Annotated in this window: 19 protein-coding genes; 6 read left to right on the top strand and 13 right to left on the bottom strand. The window is 67.9% G+C overall.

What is annotated here, in order from left to right; translation table 11 throughout:
- Positions 1–6: 6 nt before the first annotated feature.
- Both alr and E5A74_RS14110 read left to right on the top strand, forming a co-directional pair.
- Positions 7–1,047, top strand: coding sequence for an alanine racemase (gene alr / locus E5A74_RS14115; RefSeq protein ID WP_135986052.1), 1,041 nt, complete (start codon positions 7–9; stop codon positions 1,045–1,047).
- A 74-nt stretch (positions 1,048–1,121) separates the two neighbouring features.
- Positions 1,122–1,853: a Crp/Fnr family transcriptional regulator gene (locus E5A74_RS14110; RefSeq protein ID WP_135986050.1), complete on the top strand. Its 732-nt coding sequence runs from the start codon at positions 1,122–1,124 to the stop codon at positions 1,851–1,853.
- Between the two features lie 25 nt (positions 1,854–1,878).
- Here E5A74_RS14110 and E5A74_RS14105 read toward each other — a convergent pair whose 3' ends face one another.
- Positions 1,879–3,054 (bottom strand): acetyl-CoA C-acetyltransferase, encoded by a 1,176-nt coding sequence (locus tag E5A74_RS14105; RefSeq protein WP_135986048.1) that lies wholly within the window; start codon positions 3,052–3,054, stop codon positions 1,879–1,881.
- A gap of 39 nt (positions 3,055–3,093) precedes the next feature.
- Positions 3,094–4,029 carry an alpha/beta fold hydrolase gene (locus tag E5A74_RS14100; RefSeq protein WP_240699817.1) on the bottom strand — a complete coding sequence of 312 codons (936 nt, stop codon included), beginning with the start codon at positions 4,027–4,029 and terminating at the stop codon, positions 3,094–3,096.
- Positions 4,030–4,172: 143 nt separating this feature from the next.
- Here E5A74_RS14100 and phaR point away from each other — a divergent pair, with 143 nt between their 5' ends.
- Positions 4,173–4,739, top strand: coding sequence for a polyhydroxyalkanoate synthesis repressor PhaR (gene phaR / locus E5A74_RS14095; protein ID WP_135986046.1), 567 nt, complete (start codon positions 4,173–4,175; stop codon positions 4,737–4,739).
- Between the two features lie 181 nt (positions 4,740–4,920).
- On the opposite strand, the gene E5A74_RS14090 is transcribed toward phaR, so the two are convergent.
- Both E5A74_RS14090 and E5A74_RS14085 read right to left on the bottom strand, forming a co-directional pair.
- Positions 4,921–5,964, bottom strand: coding sequence for a methyl-accepting chemotaxis protein (locus E5A74_RS14090; RefSeq protein ID WP_208411887.1), 1,044 nt, complete (start codon positions 5,962–5,964; stop codon positions 4,921–4,923).
- Between the two features lie 87 nt (positions 5,965–6,051).
- Positions 6,052–6,867 (bottom strand): class I SAM-dependent methyltransferase, encoded by an 816-nt coding sequence (locus tag E5A74_RS14085; RefSeq protein WP_135986042.1) that lies wholly within the window; start codon positions 6,865–6,867, stop codon positions 6,052–6,054.
- A 28-nt stretch (positions 6,868–6,895) separates the two neighbouring features.
- Here E5A74_RS14085 and E5A74_RS14080 point away from each other — a divergent pair, with 28 nt between their 5' ends.
- On the top strand, positions 6,896–7,108 hold the full coding sequence (locus E5A74_RS14080; protein ID WP_240699816.1) for a hypothetical protein: 213 nt from the start codon (positions 6,896–6,898) through the stop codon (positions 7,106–7,108).
- On the opposite strand, the gene E5A74_RS14075 is transcribed toward E5A74_RS14080, so the two are convergent.
- Both E5A74_RS14075 and E5A74_RS14070 read right to left on the bottom strand, forming a co-directional pair.
- The gene (locus E5A74_RS14075) at positions 7,102–8,244 is read right to left on the bottom strand and encodes an aspartyl protease family protein (RefSeq protein WP_135986040.1); all 1,143 of its coding nucleotides are present in this window, start codon (positions 8,242–8,244) and stop codon (positions 7,102–7,104) included. The genes E5A74_RS14080 and E5A74_RS14075 overlap by 7 nt on opposite strands.
- Positions 8,245–8,305: 61 nt before the next feature.
- Positions 8,306–9,865: a TadA family conjugal transfer-associated ATPase gene (locus tag E5A74_RS14070; protein WP_206365870.1), complete on the bottom strand. Its 1,560-nt coding sequence runs from the start codon at positions 9,863–9,865 to the stop codon at positions 8,306–8,308.
- Positions 9,866–10,016: 151 nt separating this feature from the next.
- On the opposite strand from E5A74_RS14070, the gene E5A74_RS14065 reads away from it, so the two are divergent.
- Positions 10,017–10,445, top strand: a complete 429-nt coding sequence (locus E5A74_RS14065) for a DUF6265 family protein (RefSeq protein WP_135986038.1) — start codon at positions 10,017–10,019, stop codon at positions 10,443–10,445.
- 31 nt (positions 10,446–10,476) lie between these two features.
- On the opposite strand, the gene E5A74_RS14060 is transcribed toward E5A74_RS14065, so the two are convergent.
- The 6 genes from E5A74_RS14060 to E5A74_RS14035 form a co-directional block, all read right to left on the bottom strand.
- A complete protein-coding gene (locus tag E5A74_RS14060; protein ID WP_135986036.1) occupies positions 10,477–10,731 on the bottom strand; it encodes an ATP synthase F1 subunit epsilon in 255 nt (84 codons plus the stop codon).
- A 1-nt stretch (position 10,732) separates the two neighbouring features.
- The gene (locus E5A74_RS14055; RefSeq protein ID WP_135986034.1) at positions 10,733–11,263 is read right to left on the bottom strand and encodes a hypothetical protein; all 531 of its coding nucleotides are present in this window, start codon (positions 11,261–11,263) and stop codon (positions 10,733–10,735) included.
- Between the two features lie 5 nt (positions 11,264–11,268).
- The gene (gene atpD, locus E5A74_RS14050; RefSeq protein ID WP_135986032.1) at positions 11,269–12,738 is read right to left on the bottom strand and encodes a F0F1 ATP synthase subunit beta; all 1,470 of its coding nucleotides are present in this window, start codon (positions 12,736–12,738) and stop codon (positions 11,269–11,271) included.
- A gap of 27 nt (positions 12,739–12,765) precedes the next feature.
- Entirely contained in the window at positions 12,766–13,656 is an 891-nt protein-coding gene (locus E5A74_RS14045; RefSeq protein WP_135986030.1) for a F0F1 ATP synthase subunit gamma, read from the bottom strand.
- Between the two features lie 98 nt (positions 13,657–13,754).
- Entirely contained in the window at positions 13,755–15,284 is a 1,530-nt protein-coding gene (atpA, locus tag E5A74_RS14040) for a F0F1 ATP synthase subunit alpha (protein ID WP_135986028.1), read from the bottom strand.
- A gap of 11 nt (positions 15,285–15,295) precedes the next feature.
- Positions 15,296–15,850 (bottom strand): F0F1 ATP synthase subunit delta, encoded by a 555-nt coding sequence (locus tag E5A74_RS14035; protein WP_135986026.1) that lies wholly within the window; start codon positions 15,848–15,850, stop codon positions 15,296–15,298.
- Positions 15,851–16,035: 185 nt separating this feature from the next.
- On the opposite strand from E5A74_RS14035, the gene E5A74_RS14030 reads away from it, so the two are divergent.
- Entirely contained in the window at positions 16,036–16,944 is a 909-nt protein-coding gene (locus E5A74_RS14030) for a tetratricopeptide repeat protein (protein WP_135986024.1), read from the top strand.
- A gap of 147 nt (positions 16,945–17,091) precedes the next feature.
- Here E5A74_RS14030 and E5A74_RS14025 read toward each other — a convergent pair whose 3' ends face one another.
- Positions 17,092–18,576: a DEAD/DEAH box helicase gene (locus E5A74_RS14025; RefSeq protein ID WP_135986022.1), complete on the bottom strand. Its 1,485-nt coding sequence runs from the start codon at positions 18,574–18,576 to the stop codon at positions 17,092–17,094.
- Positions 18,577–18,697: the final 121 nt, after the last annotated feature.

Here is an 18,697-nt window from a genome sequence, read left to right as displayed (position 1 = left end):
GCTGGCATGACTGGTTCTCCCCTGAGGCTGCGCCTCGACGGCGATGCGCTGGTCGCCAATTGGCGGCTGCTGCGCGACATGGGCGGCGACGCGGCGTGCGGCGCGGCGGTGAAGGCCGACGGTTATGGCCTCGGCGCGCGCGAGGTGGTGCAGCGGCTGGCCGGGGCGGGGTGCCGCGATTTCTTCGTCGCGGTGTGGAGCGAGGCGCGCGCGCTCGCCGATCTCGGCGTGCCGGTATCGGTGCTCCACGGCGTGCGCGACGCCGACATGGCGGATCGCCCGGCGCATGCGCGGCCGGTGCTCAACACCGTCGCGCAGGTGCAGCGCTGGCGAGCGGCCGGCGGCGGCGCGTGCGACGTGATGGTCGATACCGGCATGAACCGGCTCGGCGTCGCGGTCGACGATGTCGCCGCGGGGCTGCTCGACGGGCTCGAGATCGAGACGCTGATGAGCCATCTCGCCTGCGCCGACGAGGACGTGCCGCGCAACGCCCGGCAATGCGCCGCGCTCGCGGGATTGCGCGGGCGGACCTCGGCGCGGCGGCTGAGCCTCGCCAATTCGGCGGGGATCGCGCTCGGTCGTGACTATGCCTTCGATCTCACCCGGCCGGGGATCGCGCTCTATGGCGGCCGGCAGCGTCCCGAGCATGCGCCGATCCGGCAGGTCGCCACGCCCGAGGCGCAGGTGATCCAGCGCCGGCGGGTGCGCGCGGGCGAGATCGTCGGCTACAACGCCACCTTCACCGCGCCGCGCGACACCGAGGTCGCGATCCTCAATCTCGGCTATGCCGATGGCTATCTACGCTGCTTCTCGGGCAAGGGCAGCGTGCGAGTGGGGGAAACCGCGCTGCCGGTGATCGGCCGCGTGTCGATGGACATGATCGCGATCGCGGTCGACGCGGCGCCCGGGCTGGGCGAGGGCGATTGGGTCGCGATCGACTATGCCCTGCCCGAGACCGCGGCGCTGAGCGGGCTCTCGCAATATGAACTGATCACCGGCCTCGGGCCGCGGTTCGATCGCGTCTGGAATCGGCCGTCGACGCCTTGATGTGAATCAATTCTGGAAACCAATTTCCGTTCGAACGTTTGGCTGCTCCGGATCAACCTTGGATGGAGTGGGCGATGGCTTCCTCTCGGGCCGACCCCTATCGAGCCCTGTTTCACAAGCTGGCGATGCTCAACAGTTTGAGCGCCGAGGAGCTGGACGGCATCAAGTCGCTTCCGCTCCGCCCCCAGCGCTTCCGTGCCGGTGCCACGATCATCAGCAGCGGCCAGCTGGTCTCCGAATGCTGCCTGCTCGTGGAAGGCTATGCCTGCCGCCACAAGCTGGCCAGCGACGGCGGCCGGCAGATCGTCTCGTTCCATGTCGCCGGCGACATTCTCGACATCCAGCATCTGCTGTTCGAGAAGGCCGATCACAACGTCCAGACGATCACCGACGCGGAGGTCGTGTTCTTCCCGATGCGCGATTTGCGCCGGCTGATCGAGGAGCGCCCCGAGGTCGGCAAGGCGCTGTGGCGCGACTGTCTCGTCGATGCGTCGATCTTCCGCGAATGGGTGCTCAATGTCGGCCGGCGCGATGCGCGGATGCGCATCGCCCATATGCTCTGCGAGTTCGCCGCGAAGTGCGAGGCGGCCGGGCTCGGCTCACCCGCGCAGTTCACCCTGCCGATGACGCAGGAGGATATCGGCGACGCCACCGGGCTGACTTCGGTTCATGTCAACCGAATGCTCCGCCAGCTCGCCGACGAAGGGCTGATCGCGCGCGCCGGCCGCGAGATCCGCATCGCCGATTGGCCGCGGATGCAGGAGGCGGCGGACTTTCAGCCCGATTATCTCCACCTCGCGGCCTGAGCCCCGGCGCGGCGGTCGTGCGTGATCAGTCGCGCTCGACGCACATTGCGATGCCCATGCCGCCGCCGATGCACAGCGTCGCGAGGCCCTTCTTGGCGTCGCGCTTCTGCATCTCGTAGAGCAGGGTGGTCAGCACGCGCGCGCCCGAGGCGCCGATCGGATGGCCGATCGCGATCGCGCCGCCGTTGACGTTGACCTTGTCGGCATCCCAGCCGAGCTCCTTGCCGACCGACAGCGCCTGCGCGGCGAACGCTTCGTTGGCCTCGATCAGATCGAGGTCGGCGATGCTCCAGCCGGCCTTCTCCAGCGCCTTTTTCGACGCCGGCACCGGGCCGATGCCCATGATCGACGGATCGACGCCGGCCGATGCCCAGCTGGCGATCCGCGCGAGGATCGGCGCGCCGCGCTTCTCGGCCTCTTCGCGGCTCATCACCACCAGCGCCGCGGCGCCGTCGTTGAGACCCGATGCATTGGCGGCGGTGACGGTGCCGTCCTTCTTGAAGGCGGGGCGGAGCCCGGCGACGCCCTCCACCGTGGCGCCGGCGCGGATATATTCGTCATCGGCGACCACGGTGTCGCCCTTGCGGCCCTTGATCGTCACCGGGGCGATCTCGTCCCGGAACTTGCCCGCAGCGCGTGCGGCCTCTGCCTTGTTCTGGCTGGCGACGGCGAATTCGTCCTGCTCGCCGCGGGTCACCTGATATTGCTCGGCGAGGTTCTCGGCGGTGATGCCCATGTGATAGCCGTTGAACACGTCGGTCAGGCCGTCCTTGATCATCGTGTCGACGAGGCTGAGATCGCCCATCTTGGTGCCCGGACGCAGCGACTGGGCGTGCGTCGACATCGACATGCTCTCCTGCCCGCCGGCGACGACGATCGTCGCGTCGCCGGTGGCCACCGCCTGCGCGGCGAGCGCGACGGCGCGCAGGCCCGAGCCGCAGACCTGCTGGACGCCCCAGGCGGGAACCTCCTTGGGCACGCCCGCGGCCATCGATGCCTGGCGCGCCGGGTTCTGGCCCTGCGCGGCGGTGAGCACCTGGCCCATGATCACTTCGCTGACTTCCTCGCCCTTGACGCCGGCCTGTTCGAGCGCCGCCTCGATCGCGATGCGGCCCAGCTCGTGCGCGGGGGTGGCGGCGAAGGCGCCGAGGAAGCTGCCAACCGGCGTGCGCTTGGCGGCAGTGATCACGATATCGGTCATGGGGGAACGACTCCTGCGGATGTCTTCGTGGTTTGGCGGCTATCTAGGGTGCGGCAGCGCCATTAGCCAGTCCGCAAGCGGCTGCCACAGGGCAGCGCGGGCGCGGCCGCCGACGATCATCCCGACATGCCCCATCGCGAGCTCGCGAACGTCGCCGATCCGCGCCGCGCTGGCGGCGGGGACGATGCGGTCGGTGGTCGAGACGAAGGAGAGGGCGGGAAGGTCGAGCGCGGCCGGATCGACGGCGCGCCCGGCCACCTGCCACCGTCCCGCGCCGGGCAGATCGGCGACGAAGAACTCGTCGAATAGCTGGCGTCCCGCGGCAAAGGTCAGTGGCGCGCCGCCATTGGCCCAATCCTCGAGCGTGACGAAGGCGCGCGCTTCGTCGCTGGCCGGATCGAGCCGCGCGAATCGCTCGAACTTGGCGACGGTGCGCTTCGGATCGAGCTGCCAGAAGCCCGCCTGCAGCACTTCCATCGGCACGAGCCCGAGCTGCTCGCAGGTGGCGTGCGCCTGGTCCCACAGCGCCGAGATCGGGTCGAGCGAATCGCCATAGCCGGCGAATCGCCACGGCGCCGCGATCGTGACGAGGCCCGCGGTCGCGGTTGCGGCGGCCGCGGCGGTGGCGATGGTGCCGCCGAGGCAATAGCCGGCGAGCACCGGCGGCCGATCGAGCGCGGCGAGCAACGGCAGCAGCATCTGCTCGACATGCGCGGTGACGTCCTGCGCGCGATCGGCGGGGGTCGGCGTGCCCCAGTCGACCAGCAACGGGCGCACGCCCTGCGCGGCGAGCCAGCGCAGCAGCGAATTGTCGTCGGCGAGATCGAGCACCAGCGGCGGGTTGATCAGCGACGGCACGAACACCACGGGCCTGCCGCTGCCGCCATAGTCTCGCAGCGTCGCGCGCCCGGCCTCGGCGATCGCCGGCATCGCGGGGCGCGGGGCGGGGCGGGGCGCCTGTTGATAGGCGCGCAAGCCGGCCAGTGCTGCGGCGCGTCGTTCGGGCGATGCTGCGGTTTCGCTGCGCAGCAGATCGAGAAACAGCGGAAGTGGCCGAGGCCCTTGTTGCGATGCGGCAAAGGATGTTAGGGTATCATCATTCACGCGCGGGGGTGTCCATGAAGAAGGCTGCTGCGGGCTCGGGTCCGGTGATCATCAAGAAATACGCGAACCGGCGGCTCTACAATACCGAAACCTCGTCCTACATCACGCTCGACCATCTCGCCGCGATGACGCGCGAGGGGCGCGACTTCAAGGTCGTCGACGCCAAGACCGACGAGGACATCACGCACAACGTCCTCACCCAGATCATCATGGAAGAGGAAGCCCGCGGCGCATCGATGCTGCCGGTCAATTTCCTGCGCCAGCTGATCTCGCTCTACGGCGATTCGATGCAGGCGATGGTGCCGGGCTATCTCGAAGCGTCGATGGACAGCTTCCGCCGCAACCAGGAACAGTTCAAGTCGGCGGTCGAGGGCGCCTTCGCCAACTCGCCCTTCGCCGAGATCGCCAAGCGCAACATGGCGATGTTCGAGGCGGCGGCCGAGGCGTTCAAGCCGGGTGCGGCTGCGGGCGCGGCACCGGCGGCCAGGCCTGCCGCGACCGCCGAGGCCGGCGACGATGTCGCCGCGCTCAAGGCCGAGCTGGCCCGGCTGCAGGACAAGATCGAGAAGCTGGGAAAGTAGCCTTATCTTCCGCTCCCTATGGGAGAGGTAGCGCAGCTTGGCAGCTTGCTGCCTTAGCGAAGCTAGGTGAGGGTATCCCGCTATCGATAGGGTGATCCCCTCACCCAGCTCCGACTAGCGTCGCGCAGAAGTGCGCGACCCAAGTCTGCGCAACCCTCTCCCGACGGGAGAGGGAACGGGACTAGGGGATCTTCCGCGCCCCGAATCCCCCCAGCGCGGCCTGGATCTCTTCGAGGCTGATCATCTTCTGCTCGATGATGCAGCGCAGCCCGAGCCCGTCGAAGCCGTGATAGCTGGCCGCGGTGGCATAGGCGATCGTGGTGTCGGCGCGCGCTTCTGCGCCGCGGACGGCCTTGGCGGGCAGCGCGATGGTCTCGCCGAATCGTGCCCCGCCCGATGAGTCCGCGACGATCCGCGCCGCCTCGTCGACGATCGCGATGCGGGTGCGGCCCCATTCCTTCTCGCCGAACAGCGAGCGGTCGGAGATGATCGCGGGGATGCGGCCTTCCCAGTCGAACTCGACATAGAAGACGCCCGCGGGACGGCCTTCGTTGCCGCGCGGGCGGATGCCGGTGACGAAGACGAGCACCGCGCGGTGATCGGACCACGGATTCTGCCAGACCTCGTCGGTGAACCACTGATCGCGATGGCTGCTGCCCATCGCCTTGAGGAATTGCGGCGCGTTGGCGACATTGGTCTGGCGGACGCGCGCATGCGGATCGGACGAGATGATGATGCGGCCGTCGCGGTCGGCGACGAAGGCGTTGAGATAATAAGGCGAGGTCTCGGCGAACAGCGCGAGCCGGGCCTGCGCCGCGGCGATATTCTCGGGGCTCGGGTCGAGCGTCGCCGCCACGACTTCGGAATCGGACGCCATCAGCCGCAGGTCGACGCTGCGACCGTAGAGATGGCGCGTGACGTTCTGGATCAGCGCCTGGGCGAGCTCGACGAGGCGGGTGCCCTCGATCTCGCCGACCATCTCGTCGGCGATCCCGGCGCCCATCGCGAGCCGCTCGCGCACTTCGGAGCGGAATTCGAGGCTGGCGTGGCGCGCCTGCTGGGCGAGCGCCTTCACTTCCTGCGCGACCACCGAGAAGCCGCGGCCCGCCTCGCCCGATCGCGCCGCCTCGATCGCGGCATTGAGCGCGAGAAGATTGGTGCGCGCGGCGATTTCCTCGCTCGTGCTGGCGAAGCTGTCGACCTCGTCGCGGAGGACGGAAAGCAAGGAGCGGATCCGGCGTGGCACGGACCCGATTTCTAACCGTCACTGGTTAACGGAGCGTGGAGTATTTCGCTGCCGCAACAAAAATATTCAGGGCTTCCTGAACTTTAGCGTCATCCGGTCGCTCTCGCCGATCGCTTCATATTTGGCGCGATCGACGTCCTTGAGCCGATAGGTCGGCGGCAGCGTCCACACCCCGTCCTTCCAGTCCGCGCTGTCCTTGGGATTGGCGTTGACCTCGGATGCCGCGACGAACTGGAAGCCCGCCTGCTCGGCGAGGCGGCGGACGGTCGACACCTTGATGTAACCGCTGCTCTTCTCGCGTTCGTCGCTGGCGCTTTCGGGCAGGCGATGGTCCTCGATGCCGAGCACCCCGCCGGGCTTGAGCATCTTGTACATCTGCTGGAACGCTTCGGCCGAATAATCCTGCCCGTCGCGCTGATAGCCCATCCGCCAGTTATGGACGTTGCGGAAGGTGAGCACGACGTCGGCGCTGCCGTCGGGCACCTTGGGCTGGCCCTCGGCCCAGGGGAAGGCGGCGAATTTGAGATGGCCATAGGCCGCCGCGTCCTTCGCCTGCAGTGTCTGTGCGCCCTTGACGCCGTTCGGCCACGGCGCCGCGGCGTAGAGCGTTCCCTTGCCGGCGGTCAGCGGCCCCAGAATCTCGGTGTACCAGCCGCCGCCCGGCCAGATCTCGACCACCGTGTCGCCGGGTTTCACGCCGAAGAAGCTCAGCGTCTCGGTCGGATGGCGATATTTGTCGCGCGCGACGTTGGCCGGCGCGCGGCTGCTCGCGGCGACGGCGTCCTGGAGCGTGTGGCGCTGGTTGCGCGGCTCCCCGGCGGCGACGCTGGCCACCGCGACGGCGGTGGTGAGGAGGGCGAGCACGGTCAGGGTCTGGCGCATGGCGATTCCTTGCCTAGATGCGTTTCGCATGTGGGAGTTTTTCGGAACGATGCAACAACAATTATGGGGCGGTGCGGCGGCTGCGGTCGCAGTCGCGATAGCCAGTGGCTTTGGCGAGCACCGCCGGCGGGGGCGGCGCAACATGGATCATGTCGGCTTCATGCCGTGGACGCTGATCCAGGTCCTCGCGATCCTCGCCGCGATGATCCTCGCCAGCGTCGCGCTCAATCTGCGTCAGTAGAAGCCGGCGAGCGTCAGGCTGCGCGCGCTGCCGTCGCAGAGTTCGATGCGCACCGTCCGGCCCGGGGCGCCGATCGTCCATTCGATCGCCCCGTCGCGCACGTCTTCGGTCACCGGAATCCCGTCGGCCGCGCAGATCTCGTCGCCGGCCTGCCACGCGCCCGCCGCGGCGGGCGAGCCGCGCATCACATGGACGACGCGCAACGCCTTGCCGGTGAACTCGACCAGAAGCCCGCTGGTCGAGCGCAGGACGGGCGCGGCGATGGCCTTGCCGGGCTGGAGGATCATCCGGCCGGCGCGCGGGTCGAGCAGCACGCGGTAGCGCTGCAGCATGCCGGTGCCGAGCCTTCCGGCGGCGCCGACCATCGCCGAGAAGCCGCCATCGCCTTCGATGCGGATCTCGGCCTCGTGCGGCGCGAGCCCGGCCAGCGCGAAGGCGGGGGTCACCAGCGTATCGGTGACCACCGCGCCGCCCATGCCCCAGCCCAGCGTGGTGGTGATCCGCGCGTCGCGATAGCCGGTCGAGGCCCAGGCCGCGCGGCTCAGCGTCAGCGCGCCGCCGTCGCCGGTGTCGACGATGATCGGGCGCAGCACCGTGTCGCGCAGCGTCACTTCGGATTGATAGACGCCGTTGGGGCTGCGCCGCCGCAACGGTGCGGTGCTGCCCGTGAATGGCATCCGCCCGCTCGACAGGATGCGGAAGCGGCGCGAATCATAGTCGATGTCGAGCGCGCAGCAGCTGAGGATGTCGGCGCCGACCAGCACGTCCGCGCCGAAGCGGATTCCGCCGGCGGGATCGGAGATGCCGATCCGGCCGCCGCTGCGGATGAGCCCGCCGAAGCGGACCGAGCGCGTCCCCGCCCAAGCCACCTCGACTCCGCCGCCGATCGCCATCGCGCGCTGGCGGCGAGTCGGCGCGAGCCCCGCGGTGCGCGCGAACGCGCTGGTGACGATGGAGTCGCTGAGCCCGGTGTCGAGGATCGCCCAGGCGGTGTGGCCGTCGAGCTCGATCGGGAAGCGGATCTGGTTGTACGGGGTCAGCTGGAAATCGACCCAGCGCGCCTCGGTGTCGGGCGCGAGCACGGTCGCGACCTGCGGCTGGACGAGCGCGACGGCGGGAGCGAGAAGAGCGAGCACCTGCCTGGTCTAATGCCAAATCGCCCGCGCCGAAATCGCGGACCCGTCCACTATCGCGCGATCAGAGGCACGCCTCGAGCATCGCCTGGTCGAAGCCGTACTGCTTGGCCTTGTCGAGCGTGTAGGGGCGCAGGCCCATCGAACGATATTCGCCGATGATCTTGCCGTCGGCCGACTCGTCGAGATACTCGAACTTGAACAGCTCCTGGGTGACGATCACCGGGCCTTCCATGCCGATCACTTCGGTGATGTTGGTCACGCGCCGCGAACCGTCGCGCAGGCGCTTGACCTGGACGATCAGATCGACCGAGTCGGCGATCTGACGCGAGATCGCTTCCTTGGGCATCTTGATGTCGCCCATCATCACCATGTTCTCCATACGACCCAGGCATTCGCGCGGGGAGTTGGAGTGGAGCGTGCACATCGAGCCGTCATGGCCGGTGTTCATCGCGGCGAGCAGATCGAAACACTCGCTGCCGCGGATTTCGCCGAGGATGATGCGATCCGGGCGCATACGCAGCGCGTTCTTCACGAGATCGCGGATGGTGATCTCGCCCTGGCCTTCGAGGTTCGGCGGACGCGTTTCGAGCGGCAGCCAGTGCGGCTGCTGCAGCCGGAGTTCGGCGGCGTCCTCGATCGTCAGCACGCGCTCGCCCGGGTCGATCATCTTCGACAGGGCATTGAGCATCGTCGTCTTGCCCGAGCCGGTACCGCCCGAGATGACGATGTTGAAGCGGCTGGCGCCCGCGACCTTGAGCGCGGTGGCCATCTTGGTGCTCATCGAGCCGAAGCCCGCCATCATGTCGATGGTGATCGGCTTGGCCGAGAATTTACGAATCGAGATCGCGGTGCCGCGCAGCGACAGCGGCGGCACGATCACGTTGACGCGGCTGCCGTCCTTGAGACGGGCGTCGGCGAGCGGCGTGGTCTGGTCGACGCGACGGCCGACCGAGTTGCAGATGCGCTGCGCGATCTGGAACAGATGCTCCTCGTCGCGGAACTGGATGTTGGCGAGTTCGAGCTTGCCCTTGCGCTCGACATAGGTCTGCTCGGGGCCGTTGACCATGATGTCGCTGACCGCGGGATCGGCGAGCAGCTCCTCGAGCGGCCCGAGGCCGAGCAACTCGTCGACCAGCACCTTTTCGAGCGCGAACTGTTCGCGGCGATTGAGCGTGAGCTTCAGCTCGGCGAGCACTTCGCCGATGATCGGGCGGAATTCCTCGGCGAGCTCGTCCTTGGACAGCGTCGCCGCGGCCTCTGGATCGACGCGCTCGAGCAGACGCGGCAGCACCTGCTCCTTGATGCGATGGATCGACGCCTCGAAGCCTTCGACGCGCGAATTGCCCGCGTCTCCCGACAATGCCTGGCGATCGGCGAGGCGCTGCATCGCATCGCTGCTGGCGGCGCTGGGACCCGCGGGATCGCGCTCGGCCATCGGATCGGGCGTGGCGGCGCCGGGAAGCGGAACGCTGTTGATCGGCGGGAATTGCTCGCCGCCGAGCGGCGGTTCCGACGGGCGCGGATTGGGCCCGGGGCCCTGCATCGGCCGCGCGACGCCGAACGCCGGCCGCCCGCCTGCTGGTCCGCCACCCATTCCGTTGCGTCGTCCGAAAGCGCTCATCGACTAACCTGTATTCCCGGTAGGGGGGCAGGCTTAGCCGCCAAGGCTTTAGAATTGCCTAACCAAATCGGCTGCGGCGACGTCACGTCGCCGCGCGTTGCGTCGGAGGCGCGGCTGTGGGACGCTTGGGCAATTACCCGCGAGGTCCGTCATGCTGTTGTTTCTGGCGCCCCTGCTGTTTGATGCGCAGACCCCCGATCTCGGCTGGCTGGTCGGGCATTGGTGCACGGAGCCGAAGAATGGTGGGGTCACTTGCGAAAACTGGGCGCCGATGCAGGGCGGCGCGATGCGGGGCACGGGCACTAGCGAAAAGGCGGGAAAGGTCACGGCCAACGAGGCCATGACGATCCTGATCAGCGACTCCGGGGTGGTCTTTCACGCCGAGCCCGCGAACCAGCCGCCTGCCGATTTCCGCGCGGTGAAGCTCGACGCCGCAGCGCGTTCGGTGACGTTCGAGGACGCGACCCACGATTATCCGCAGCGCGTGCGCTATTGGCGGGAGGGGGAGGCCTTGCTCGCGGAGATATCGCTGGCCGATGGCAGCCAGGCGAGGCGGTGGCGCTTCCAGCGGGTCAAATAGGTCGTCATCCCGGTTTTCGCCGGGGTGAAGATTACTCGGCCTTTTCGGCGAGCACGGTCAGACCGCGCTCGTTGACCTCGGCGAAGCCGCCCTCGATGCGGATCGTCTCGGGCGTCGAGGCGCCGCTCTTGTAGATTTCGAGATTGCCGTCGCGGATCGTCGACATCAGCGGGGCATGCCCTTCGAGCACGCCGAAATCGCCCTCGGTGCCGGGCACGACGACCATGTGCACGTCCTCGGAGCGGACGAGGCGTTCGGGAGTGACGAGTTCGAAGTGCAGCGACATCTTATTGATCCATGAAATAGAGCATGATGCTCGTGGTTGGCGATCCCTCGACCGTGGTGCGGATGAATGCGACCCGCAGCACCGTCTTGTCATCGACCTTGGCCACGAGCTGCTCGGCCGAGCCGTTCGCCTGGGTACCGGAGTTGGCCGGGTCAGGCTTGAAGTCATAGGGCAGCAGCGAAAGCTTGGCGCGCACCTTTTCGAGCACGGAGGGAGCGCCGGGGCCGACGATGTTGATCTGACAGAGCTGATCGGGAACCCCGCCGAAGGTTATCGTGATCCCGTCGCGCTTCTGCGAGACGAACGTCAACGAACCTACGCCCGGGCTCGATGTCGAATTGGGAGCCCCGGTGAATCCGAGCTTCTTGAGCTGATCGTTGCCCACCAGCGGAAACTCGCCGGCGAGGTACATCGGGCAATAGCCGTAAGCGAGATCGCCCACGATCCCCTCGACCGTGCCGGGAATGCTCTGCGCCGTCGCGGCTGGGGCAACCAGCAGCGCGGCGGCGGCGAAAGCAATCCGGCCGATCACGGGGTTCAGGCGTCCCCGGCGAGCTTCTTGGCCTTCTCGACCGCCTGGTCGATGCCGCCGACCATGTAGAAGGCGGCTTCCGGCAGGTGGTCGTACTCGCCGTTCACCACCGCCTTGAACGACTTGATGGTGTCCTCGATCTGCACGAACGCGCCGGGGATGCCGGTGAACACTTCGGCGACGTGGAAGGGCTGCGAGAGGAAGCGCTGGATCTTGCGGGCGCGCGAGACGGTCAGCTTATCCTCTTCCGAAAGCTCGTCCATGCCGAGGATCGCGATGATGTCCTGCAGCGACTTGTACTTCTGCAGGATCGCCTGGACGGCGCGCGCGGTCTCGTAATGCTCCTGGCCGACGACGCGCGGCTCGAGCACGCGGCTGGTCGAGTCGAGCGGATCGACGGCCGGGTAGATGCCGAGCTCGGAGATCGCGCGGTTGAGAACCGTGGTCGCATCCAGGTGGGCGAACGACGTCGCCGGCGCCGGATCGGTAAGATCGTCGGCGGGGACGTACACGGCCTGCACCGACGTGATCGAGCCCTTGTTGGTCGAGGTGATGCGCTCCTGCAGCGCGCCCATGTCGGTCGACAGGGTCGGCTGATAGCCCACCGCCGAAGGAATACGGCCGAGCAGCGCCGACACTTCGGCGCCCGCCTGGGTGAAGCGGAAGATGTTGTCGACGAAGAACAGCACGTCCTGGCCTTCGACGTCGCGGAAATATTCGGCGATCGTCAGGCCCGAAAGCGCGACGCGGGCGCGGGCGCCGGGCGGCTCGTTCATCTGGCCGTAAACGAGGGCGACCTTCGAGCCCTCCGAGATCGCGTTGCCGTCGGCATCCTTGGCGATGACGTTGGCGTCGAGGAACTCGTGATAGAGATCGTTGCCCTCGCGGGTACGCTCGCCGACGCCGGCGAACACCGAGGTGCCGCCATGGCCCTTGGCGATGTTGTTGATCAGCTCCTGGATGAGCACGGTCTTGCCCACGCCGGCGCCGCCGAACAGGCCGATCTTGCCGCCCTTGGCATAGGGCGCGAGCAGGTCGATCACCTTGATGCCGGTGACGAGGATGCTGCTCTCGGTCGACTGGTCGACGAACAGCGGGGCCTCGGCGTGGATCGGCGCGCGCAGGTCGGTGGCGACCGGACCGCGCTCGTCGATCGGCTCGCCGACGACGTTGAGGATGCGGCCGAGCGTCGCGGGGCCGACCGGCACCGAGATCTGTGCGCCGGTGTCGGTCACGGTCTGGCCGCGGGTCAGGCCCTCGGTCGCGTCCATCGCGATCGTGCGGACGGTGTTCTCGCCGAGGTGCTGCGCGACCTCGAGGATCAGGCGGTTGCCGTTATTGTCGGTCTCGAGCGCCGAGAGGATCGCCGGCAGGCCGCTGTCGAACGCGACGTCGACGACGGCGCCGATCACCTGCGAGATGCGGCCGACATTGTTGGTGGTACCCGGGCGGGTCGTTTCAGCGGCGGTTGCCATCTTATGCTTCCTTGCTTCTGATCGGTTTTAGAGCGCTTCGGCGCCCGAAATGATTTCCACCAGCTCGGTGGTGATCGCGGCCTGGCGGGCGCGGTTGTACTGGATCGACAGTCGCTTGATGAGATCGCCCGCGTTGCGCGTGGCGTTGTCCATCGCGGTCATCTTCGAGCCCTGCTCGGACGCCGCATTCTCGCGGATCGCGCGGTAGAGCTGGATCGCGACGTTGCGCGGCAGCAGGTCGGCGAGGATCGATTCCTCGTCGGGTTCGTAGATCACCGCCGCGGGGGCCGCGGTGCTGGCCGGCGTGCCCTCGGGGACCGAGCTCGGCGCGACCGGGATGATCTGCTGCTCGGTCGGCTCCTGGGTGAGCACCGACTTGAAATGCGAGTAGAAGAGGTGCGCGACGTCGAACTCGCCGGCCTCGTAGCGCGCGATCAGATCGTCGGCATAGGCGCGGGCATCGGCGAAGCCGAGCTTGCCGAGGTCACCCGGCTCGACCGAATGGACGAAGTCCTTGGGGAACAGCCGGTTGAGCACCGCGCGGCCCTTGCGGCCGATCGTGTAGAACTTGACCGTCTTGCCCTGCGCGACCAGCTCCTGCGCGCGGCGGCGGGCGAGACGAGCGATGTTGGTGTTGAACGCGCCGGCGAGCCCTTTGTCCGAGGTCGCGACGACGAACAGATGGACCTGGTCCTTGCCGGTGCCGGCGAGCAGCTTGGGCGAGCTCTCGCTCACCGTCACCTTCGAGGCGAGGCTGGCGACGACGCTCTCGAGGCGCTGGGCATAGGGGCGCCCGGCCTCGGCCGCCTCCTGCGCGCGGCGCAGCTTGGCGGCGGCGACCATCTTCATCGCCTTGGTGATCTTCTGCGTCGACTTCACCGAGCCGATGCGGACCTTGAGTGCCTTGAGAGAGGCCATCTTCTTCCTTCTTCGTCATCCCGGCGAAAGCCGGGATCTCGTGCGGCAGGCCGCGCGCTTGCGGCCTGAGACCCCGGCTCTCGCCGGGGTGACGGTGGTTACGCGAACGTCTTGCCGAACTCGGTCAGCGCGGCCTTGAGCTGGTCGCGGACGTCGTCCTTGAGATCCTTCGAATCGCGGATCGCGGTCAGGATGCCGGCGTGCTTCGAGCGCATCTCGGCGAGCATCGCGGCCTCGTAGCGGACCACGTCCTGCACCGCGACGCCGTCGATGAAGCCCTGCGTGCCGGCGAAGATCGACACGGTCTGCTCCTCGAACGGCAGCGGCGAGAACTGCGGCTGCTTGAGCAGCTCGGTCAGGCGCGCGCCGCGGTTGAGCAGGCGCTGGGTCGAGGCGTCGAGGTCCGAGCCGAACTGCGCGAACGCCGCCATCTCGCGATACTGGGCGAGCTCGAGCTTGATCGAGCCGGCGACCTTCTTCATCGCCTTGGTCTGCGCGGCCGAGCCGACGCGGCTCACCGACAGGCCGACGTTGATCGCCGGGCGGATGCCCGCGAAGAACAGGTCGGTCTCGAGGAAGATCTGGCCGTCGGTGATCGAGATCACGTTGGTCGGGATGTACGCCGAAACGTCGCCCGCCTGCGTCTCGATGATCGGCAGCGCGGTGAGCGAGCCGCCCCCGTTCGCGTCCGACATCTTCGCGGCGCGCTCGAGCAGGCGCGAGTGGAGATAGAACACGTCGCCCGGATAGGCTTCGCGGCCCGGCGGACGGCGCAGCAGCAGCGACATCTGGCGATAGGCGACCGCCTGCTTCGAGAGATCGTCGAACACGATCAGCGCGTGCATGCCGTTGTCGCGGAAATATTCGCCCATCGCGGTGCCGGTGTAGGGCGCGAGGAACTGCAGCGGGGCGGGCTCCGACGCGGTCGCGGCGACCACGATCGAATATTCCATCGCGCCATTCTCTTCGAGCGTGCGGACGAGCTGCGCCACGGTCGAGCGCTTCTGGCCGACCGCGACATAGACGCAATAGAGCTTCTTCTTCTCGTCGTCGCCGGCGTTGACGGCCTTCTGGTTGATGAAGGTGTCGATCGCGACGGCCGACTTGCCGGTCTGGCGGTCGCCGATGATCAGCTCGCGCTGGCCGCGGCCGACGGGGACGAGCGCGTCGATCGCCTTGAGGCCCGACTGCATCGGCTCGCTGACCGACTGGCGCGGGATGATGCCCGGTGCCTTGACCTCGACGCGGCTGCGCTGGTCGGAAACGATCGGGCCCTTGCCGTCGATCGGATTGCCGAGACCGTCGACGACGCGGCCGAGCAGGCCCTTGCCGACGGGAACGTCGACGATCGTGCCGGTGCGCTTGACGGTGTCGCCCTCGCGGATCTCGGCGTCCGAGCCGAAGATCACGACGCCGACATTGTCGGCCTCGAGGTTGAGCGCCATGCCCTGCACGCCATTGGCGAACTCGACCATCTCGCCGGCCTGGACGTTGTCCAGCCCGTGGATGCGCGCGATGCCGTCACCGACGCTGAGCACCTGGCCGGTCTCGGAGACCTGGGCGTCGGTGCCGAAGCTGGCGATCTGGTCCTTGATGACCTTCGAGATTTCTGCGGCGCGGATATCCATTGTCTTAGCCTTCAGCCTTTCATCGCGTGCGCGAGGGAGTTCAGACGGGTCTTGATCGACGAATCGATCATCTGGCTGCCGATCTTCACGACCAGCCCGCCAAGGAGCGAGGGATCGACCGACAGGTCGACATTGACGTCACGGCCGAGCCGGGTGCGCAGCTGCTGCTTGAGCGCGTCGACCTGGCTGGCGTCGAGCGGGTGCGCCGAGGTCACCTCGGCGGTGGTCTCGCCGCGATGCGCGGCGGCCAGCTGGCGGAAGGCGCGGATGATCGCGGGCAGCTGGTTCAGCCGGCGATTCTGCGCGAGCACGCCGAGGAAGTTGCTCGTCGTCTGATCGAGCTTCAGCGCGGCGGCGGTCGCGGCGACCGCCTTGGCAGCGTCGGTTCGGCCGATCAGCGGGCTGGTGGTCAGCGCCTTGAAGTCGGCCGATTCGTCGAGCGCCTGCCGCACCGTGGCAAGGCTCGATTCGACCTTGGGCAGCGCCTTCGAATCCCGTGCGAGCTCGAAAAGGGCGGTCGCGTAGCGTCCGCTTAGACTGGCCTGGATACCGCCGGAATTCTCCACGCGTGTCGGTTCCTCTTGGAGGGTTCGGAATTGGCCCCATGCAAAAAAGGGGCACGCCTGGAAGGGCGCCCCGATGGGTCGCGGCGCGGTTAGCATCGGTGTCACAGACATGCAACCCGACTCCTCTGGACAAGCGGGCGCAGAGATGTTGCTCTGGGGCGCGGGGAACGAAAATGGGGGGAAGGATGAAGCGCAAGGCATGGCTTCTGGCGGGGGCTCTGGCATGGACCGGATTCGCGCAGGCCGAGGTGCTCGAAGTCACCGGGGAGTTCCCGGCGAACCATCGCGAGGCGAGCTTTCTCGAATCGGTATCGGTCGATCGCTTCGGCGGCAGCGACGGCGCCGCGTTGCAGATCGCGATCGAGCGCGCGCTGGGCGGTAGCCAGTTCGAGCTGCTCGGCGGCCGCGCCGGACGCGACACCGCCGAGGGATCGATCTCGGGAAGCGTCAACACCGGCGTCGACGAAAGCAGCTTCACCAGAAAGGAGAAGCAGTGCGTCTCGAAGGACGCCAAGGGCAAATGCCTCAAGGAGGAGCAGGTCGAGATCCGCTGCAAGCGCCGTATCATCGACATCAAGGCCGATATCCGCATCGTCCGCAACACCGATGGCCGCATCCTCTATTCGCAGCCCAAGCCGTTTCGCGACGAAGTCGAATGGTGCCGCGGCGACAATCCGTCGCGCACCACCGAGGATGTGATCGAGGGCGCGATCCGCGACATCGCGGGATCGCTGCGCGGCGATCTCGTGCCGCATGTCGACACCTACAAGATCCGCGTGCGCGAGGGCACCAAGGGGCTCTCGAAGGAGACGGCGAATCGCTTCAAGGAGCTGGTCAAGCTCACCAAGCGCGATGCGCAGGGCGCGTGCCGCGGCTGGGAGGCGATGCAGGCCGAAGCGCCGGGATATCCCTCGTTGCTGTTCAATCTCGGCCTCTGCGCCGAGCAGCGCGGCGAATATGAGAAGGCCGTGGCGCTCTATCAGGACGCGATCCGCGCCGGCGCCAACGAAGGCCGCGAGGGCGCCGAGCGCGCCAGCCGGCTGATCGCCGGCCGCGAGGATGCGCAGGAACGCGCGAAGCGGCGGCGGGGGTAAAGTCTGAATTCCTCCCTCGCGCAGCGGGGGAGGGGGACCACGAAGTGGTGGAGGGGGCCTCTCCACGGGCGGTGTTGCCCGCGGAGAGACCCCCTCCGTCATGCTGCGCATGCCACCTCCCCCGCTTATGCGAGGGAGGAGCGATAGTTAGCGCCCGCGGCCGCCGGCACCCGCCGGGCGGGCCGGACGGGCGTGGAACTTGCCCTTGGGCCGGGCATAGTTGCGCGGCTTCTCGCCCCGAGCCTCACCGCCCTGCGGCGCGTCGAAGCGGCGCGGGCGCGCTTCGCCATTGGCCTCGGGACGCGGACCGGCGTCGTGGCGGCGCTGCTGATCGCCGCGCTCGCCCTGACGCTGCCCCTGGCCGCCGCGCTGGCCCTGACCGCCGCCATGACGCTGACCGCCGGGGCGGCCATGCTGCATCGCGCGGCCGTTGCGGCCGTTCTGCTCGTCGCGGCCCATCGGCGTCGGCTGGCGAGTCGATTTGATCTTCGCCGCCTCGTTGACGAAGCCCTCGGGCAGCGACTGGACGACCAGCTTCTGCCGGGTCAGCCGCTCGATGTCGCGCAGGTACGGCCGCTCGTCATCGGCGCAATAGCTGATCGCGAGCCCGGTCGCGCCGGCGCGCGCGGTGCGGCCGATGCGGTGGACATATTGGTCGGGAACGTTGGGCAGCTCGAAGTTGAACACATGGCTCACCCCCGAGACGTCGATGCCGCGCGCGGCGATGTCGGTCGCGACGAGGATCTTGACCTTGCCCGAGCGGAACTCGCCCAGCGCGCGCTCGCGCTGCGGCTGGCTCTTGTTGCCGTGGATCGCGTTCGCCGCGATGCCGTTGCCCGCGAGCAGGCGGACGACGCGGTCGGCGCCGTGCTTGGTGCGGGTGAAGACCAGCGCACGATCGATGGTCTCGTCGCGCAGCGCGATCGTCAGCAGCGCCTGCTTCTCGGCCTGCGCGACATAGGTCACGTGCTGCTCCACACGCTCGGCGGTGGTCGCCTCGGGGGTGACCTTCACTTCGACCGGGTTCTTGATGAACTGGCCGGCGAGCTCGCGGATCGTCTTCGGCATCGTCGCCGAGAAGAACAGAGTCTGGCGCTTCGACGGCAGGTCGCGGACGATCCGCTTGAGCGCGTGGATGAAGCCGAGGTCCATCATCTGGTCGGCTTCGTCGAGGACGAGGATCTCGATCCCGAGCAGGATCGCATAATGCTGGTCCATCAGGTCGACGAGGCGGCCCGGGGTGGCGACGACGATGTCGACGCCGCGGGCGAGATCGCTCTTGTTCTTGTGGATCGAAGTACCGCCGAAGATCGTCGCGACCGAGAGCGGCGTGCCCTTGGCATAATGCCGGGCATTGTCGGCGATCTGGCTGGCGAGCTCGCGCGTCGGCGCGAGGACGAGCATGCGGCAGCCGCGCGGCTGAGCGCGCTTGCCCGACGCAATCAGCCGATCGATCGAGGGAAGCATGAACGCGGCGGTCTTGCCGGTGCCGGTCTGGGCGATGCCGAGCAAATCGCGGCCCTCGAGCAGCGACGGGATCGACTGCGCCTGGATCGGCGTCGCCTCGCTATAGCCCTTGGCGGCAAGCGCGGCGAGAACGGTCTGCGAGAGACCGAGCTGATTGAATTGCATTATGGACCTTACGAATACGGCCGGCGCGCGCGCACGGAAAATGGGCGCACGAAGGCGGGGTCAAAAAATTGACGACCCGCGTGACTAGGGAAGCCGTGAATATAACCGAGGCAGAGCCGGG

It is taken from the genome of Sphingomonas naasensis, from assembly GCF_004792695.1.
Lineage (GTDB): Bacteria > Pseudomonadota > Alphaproteobacteria > Sphingomonadales > Sphingomonadaceae > Sphingomonas > Sphingomonas naasensis.
The sequence above is the reverse complement of the archived record's forward strand: the minus strand, read 5'-3'. Positions and strand labels throughout refer to the sequence as shown.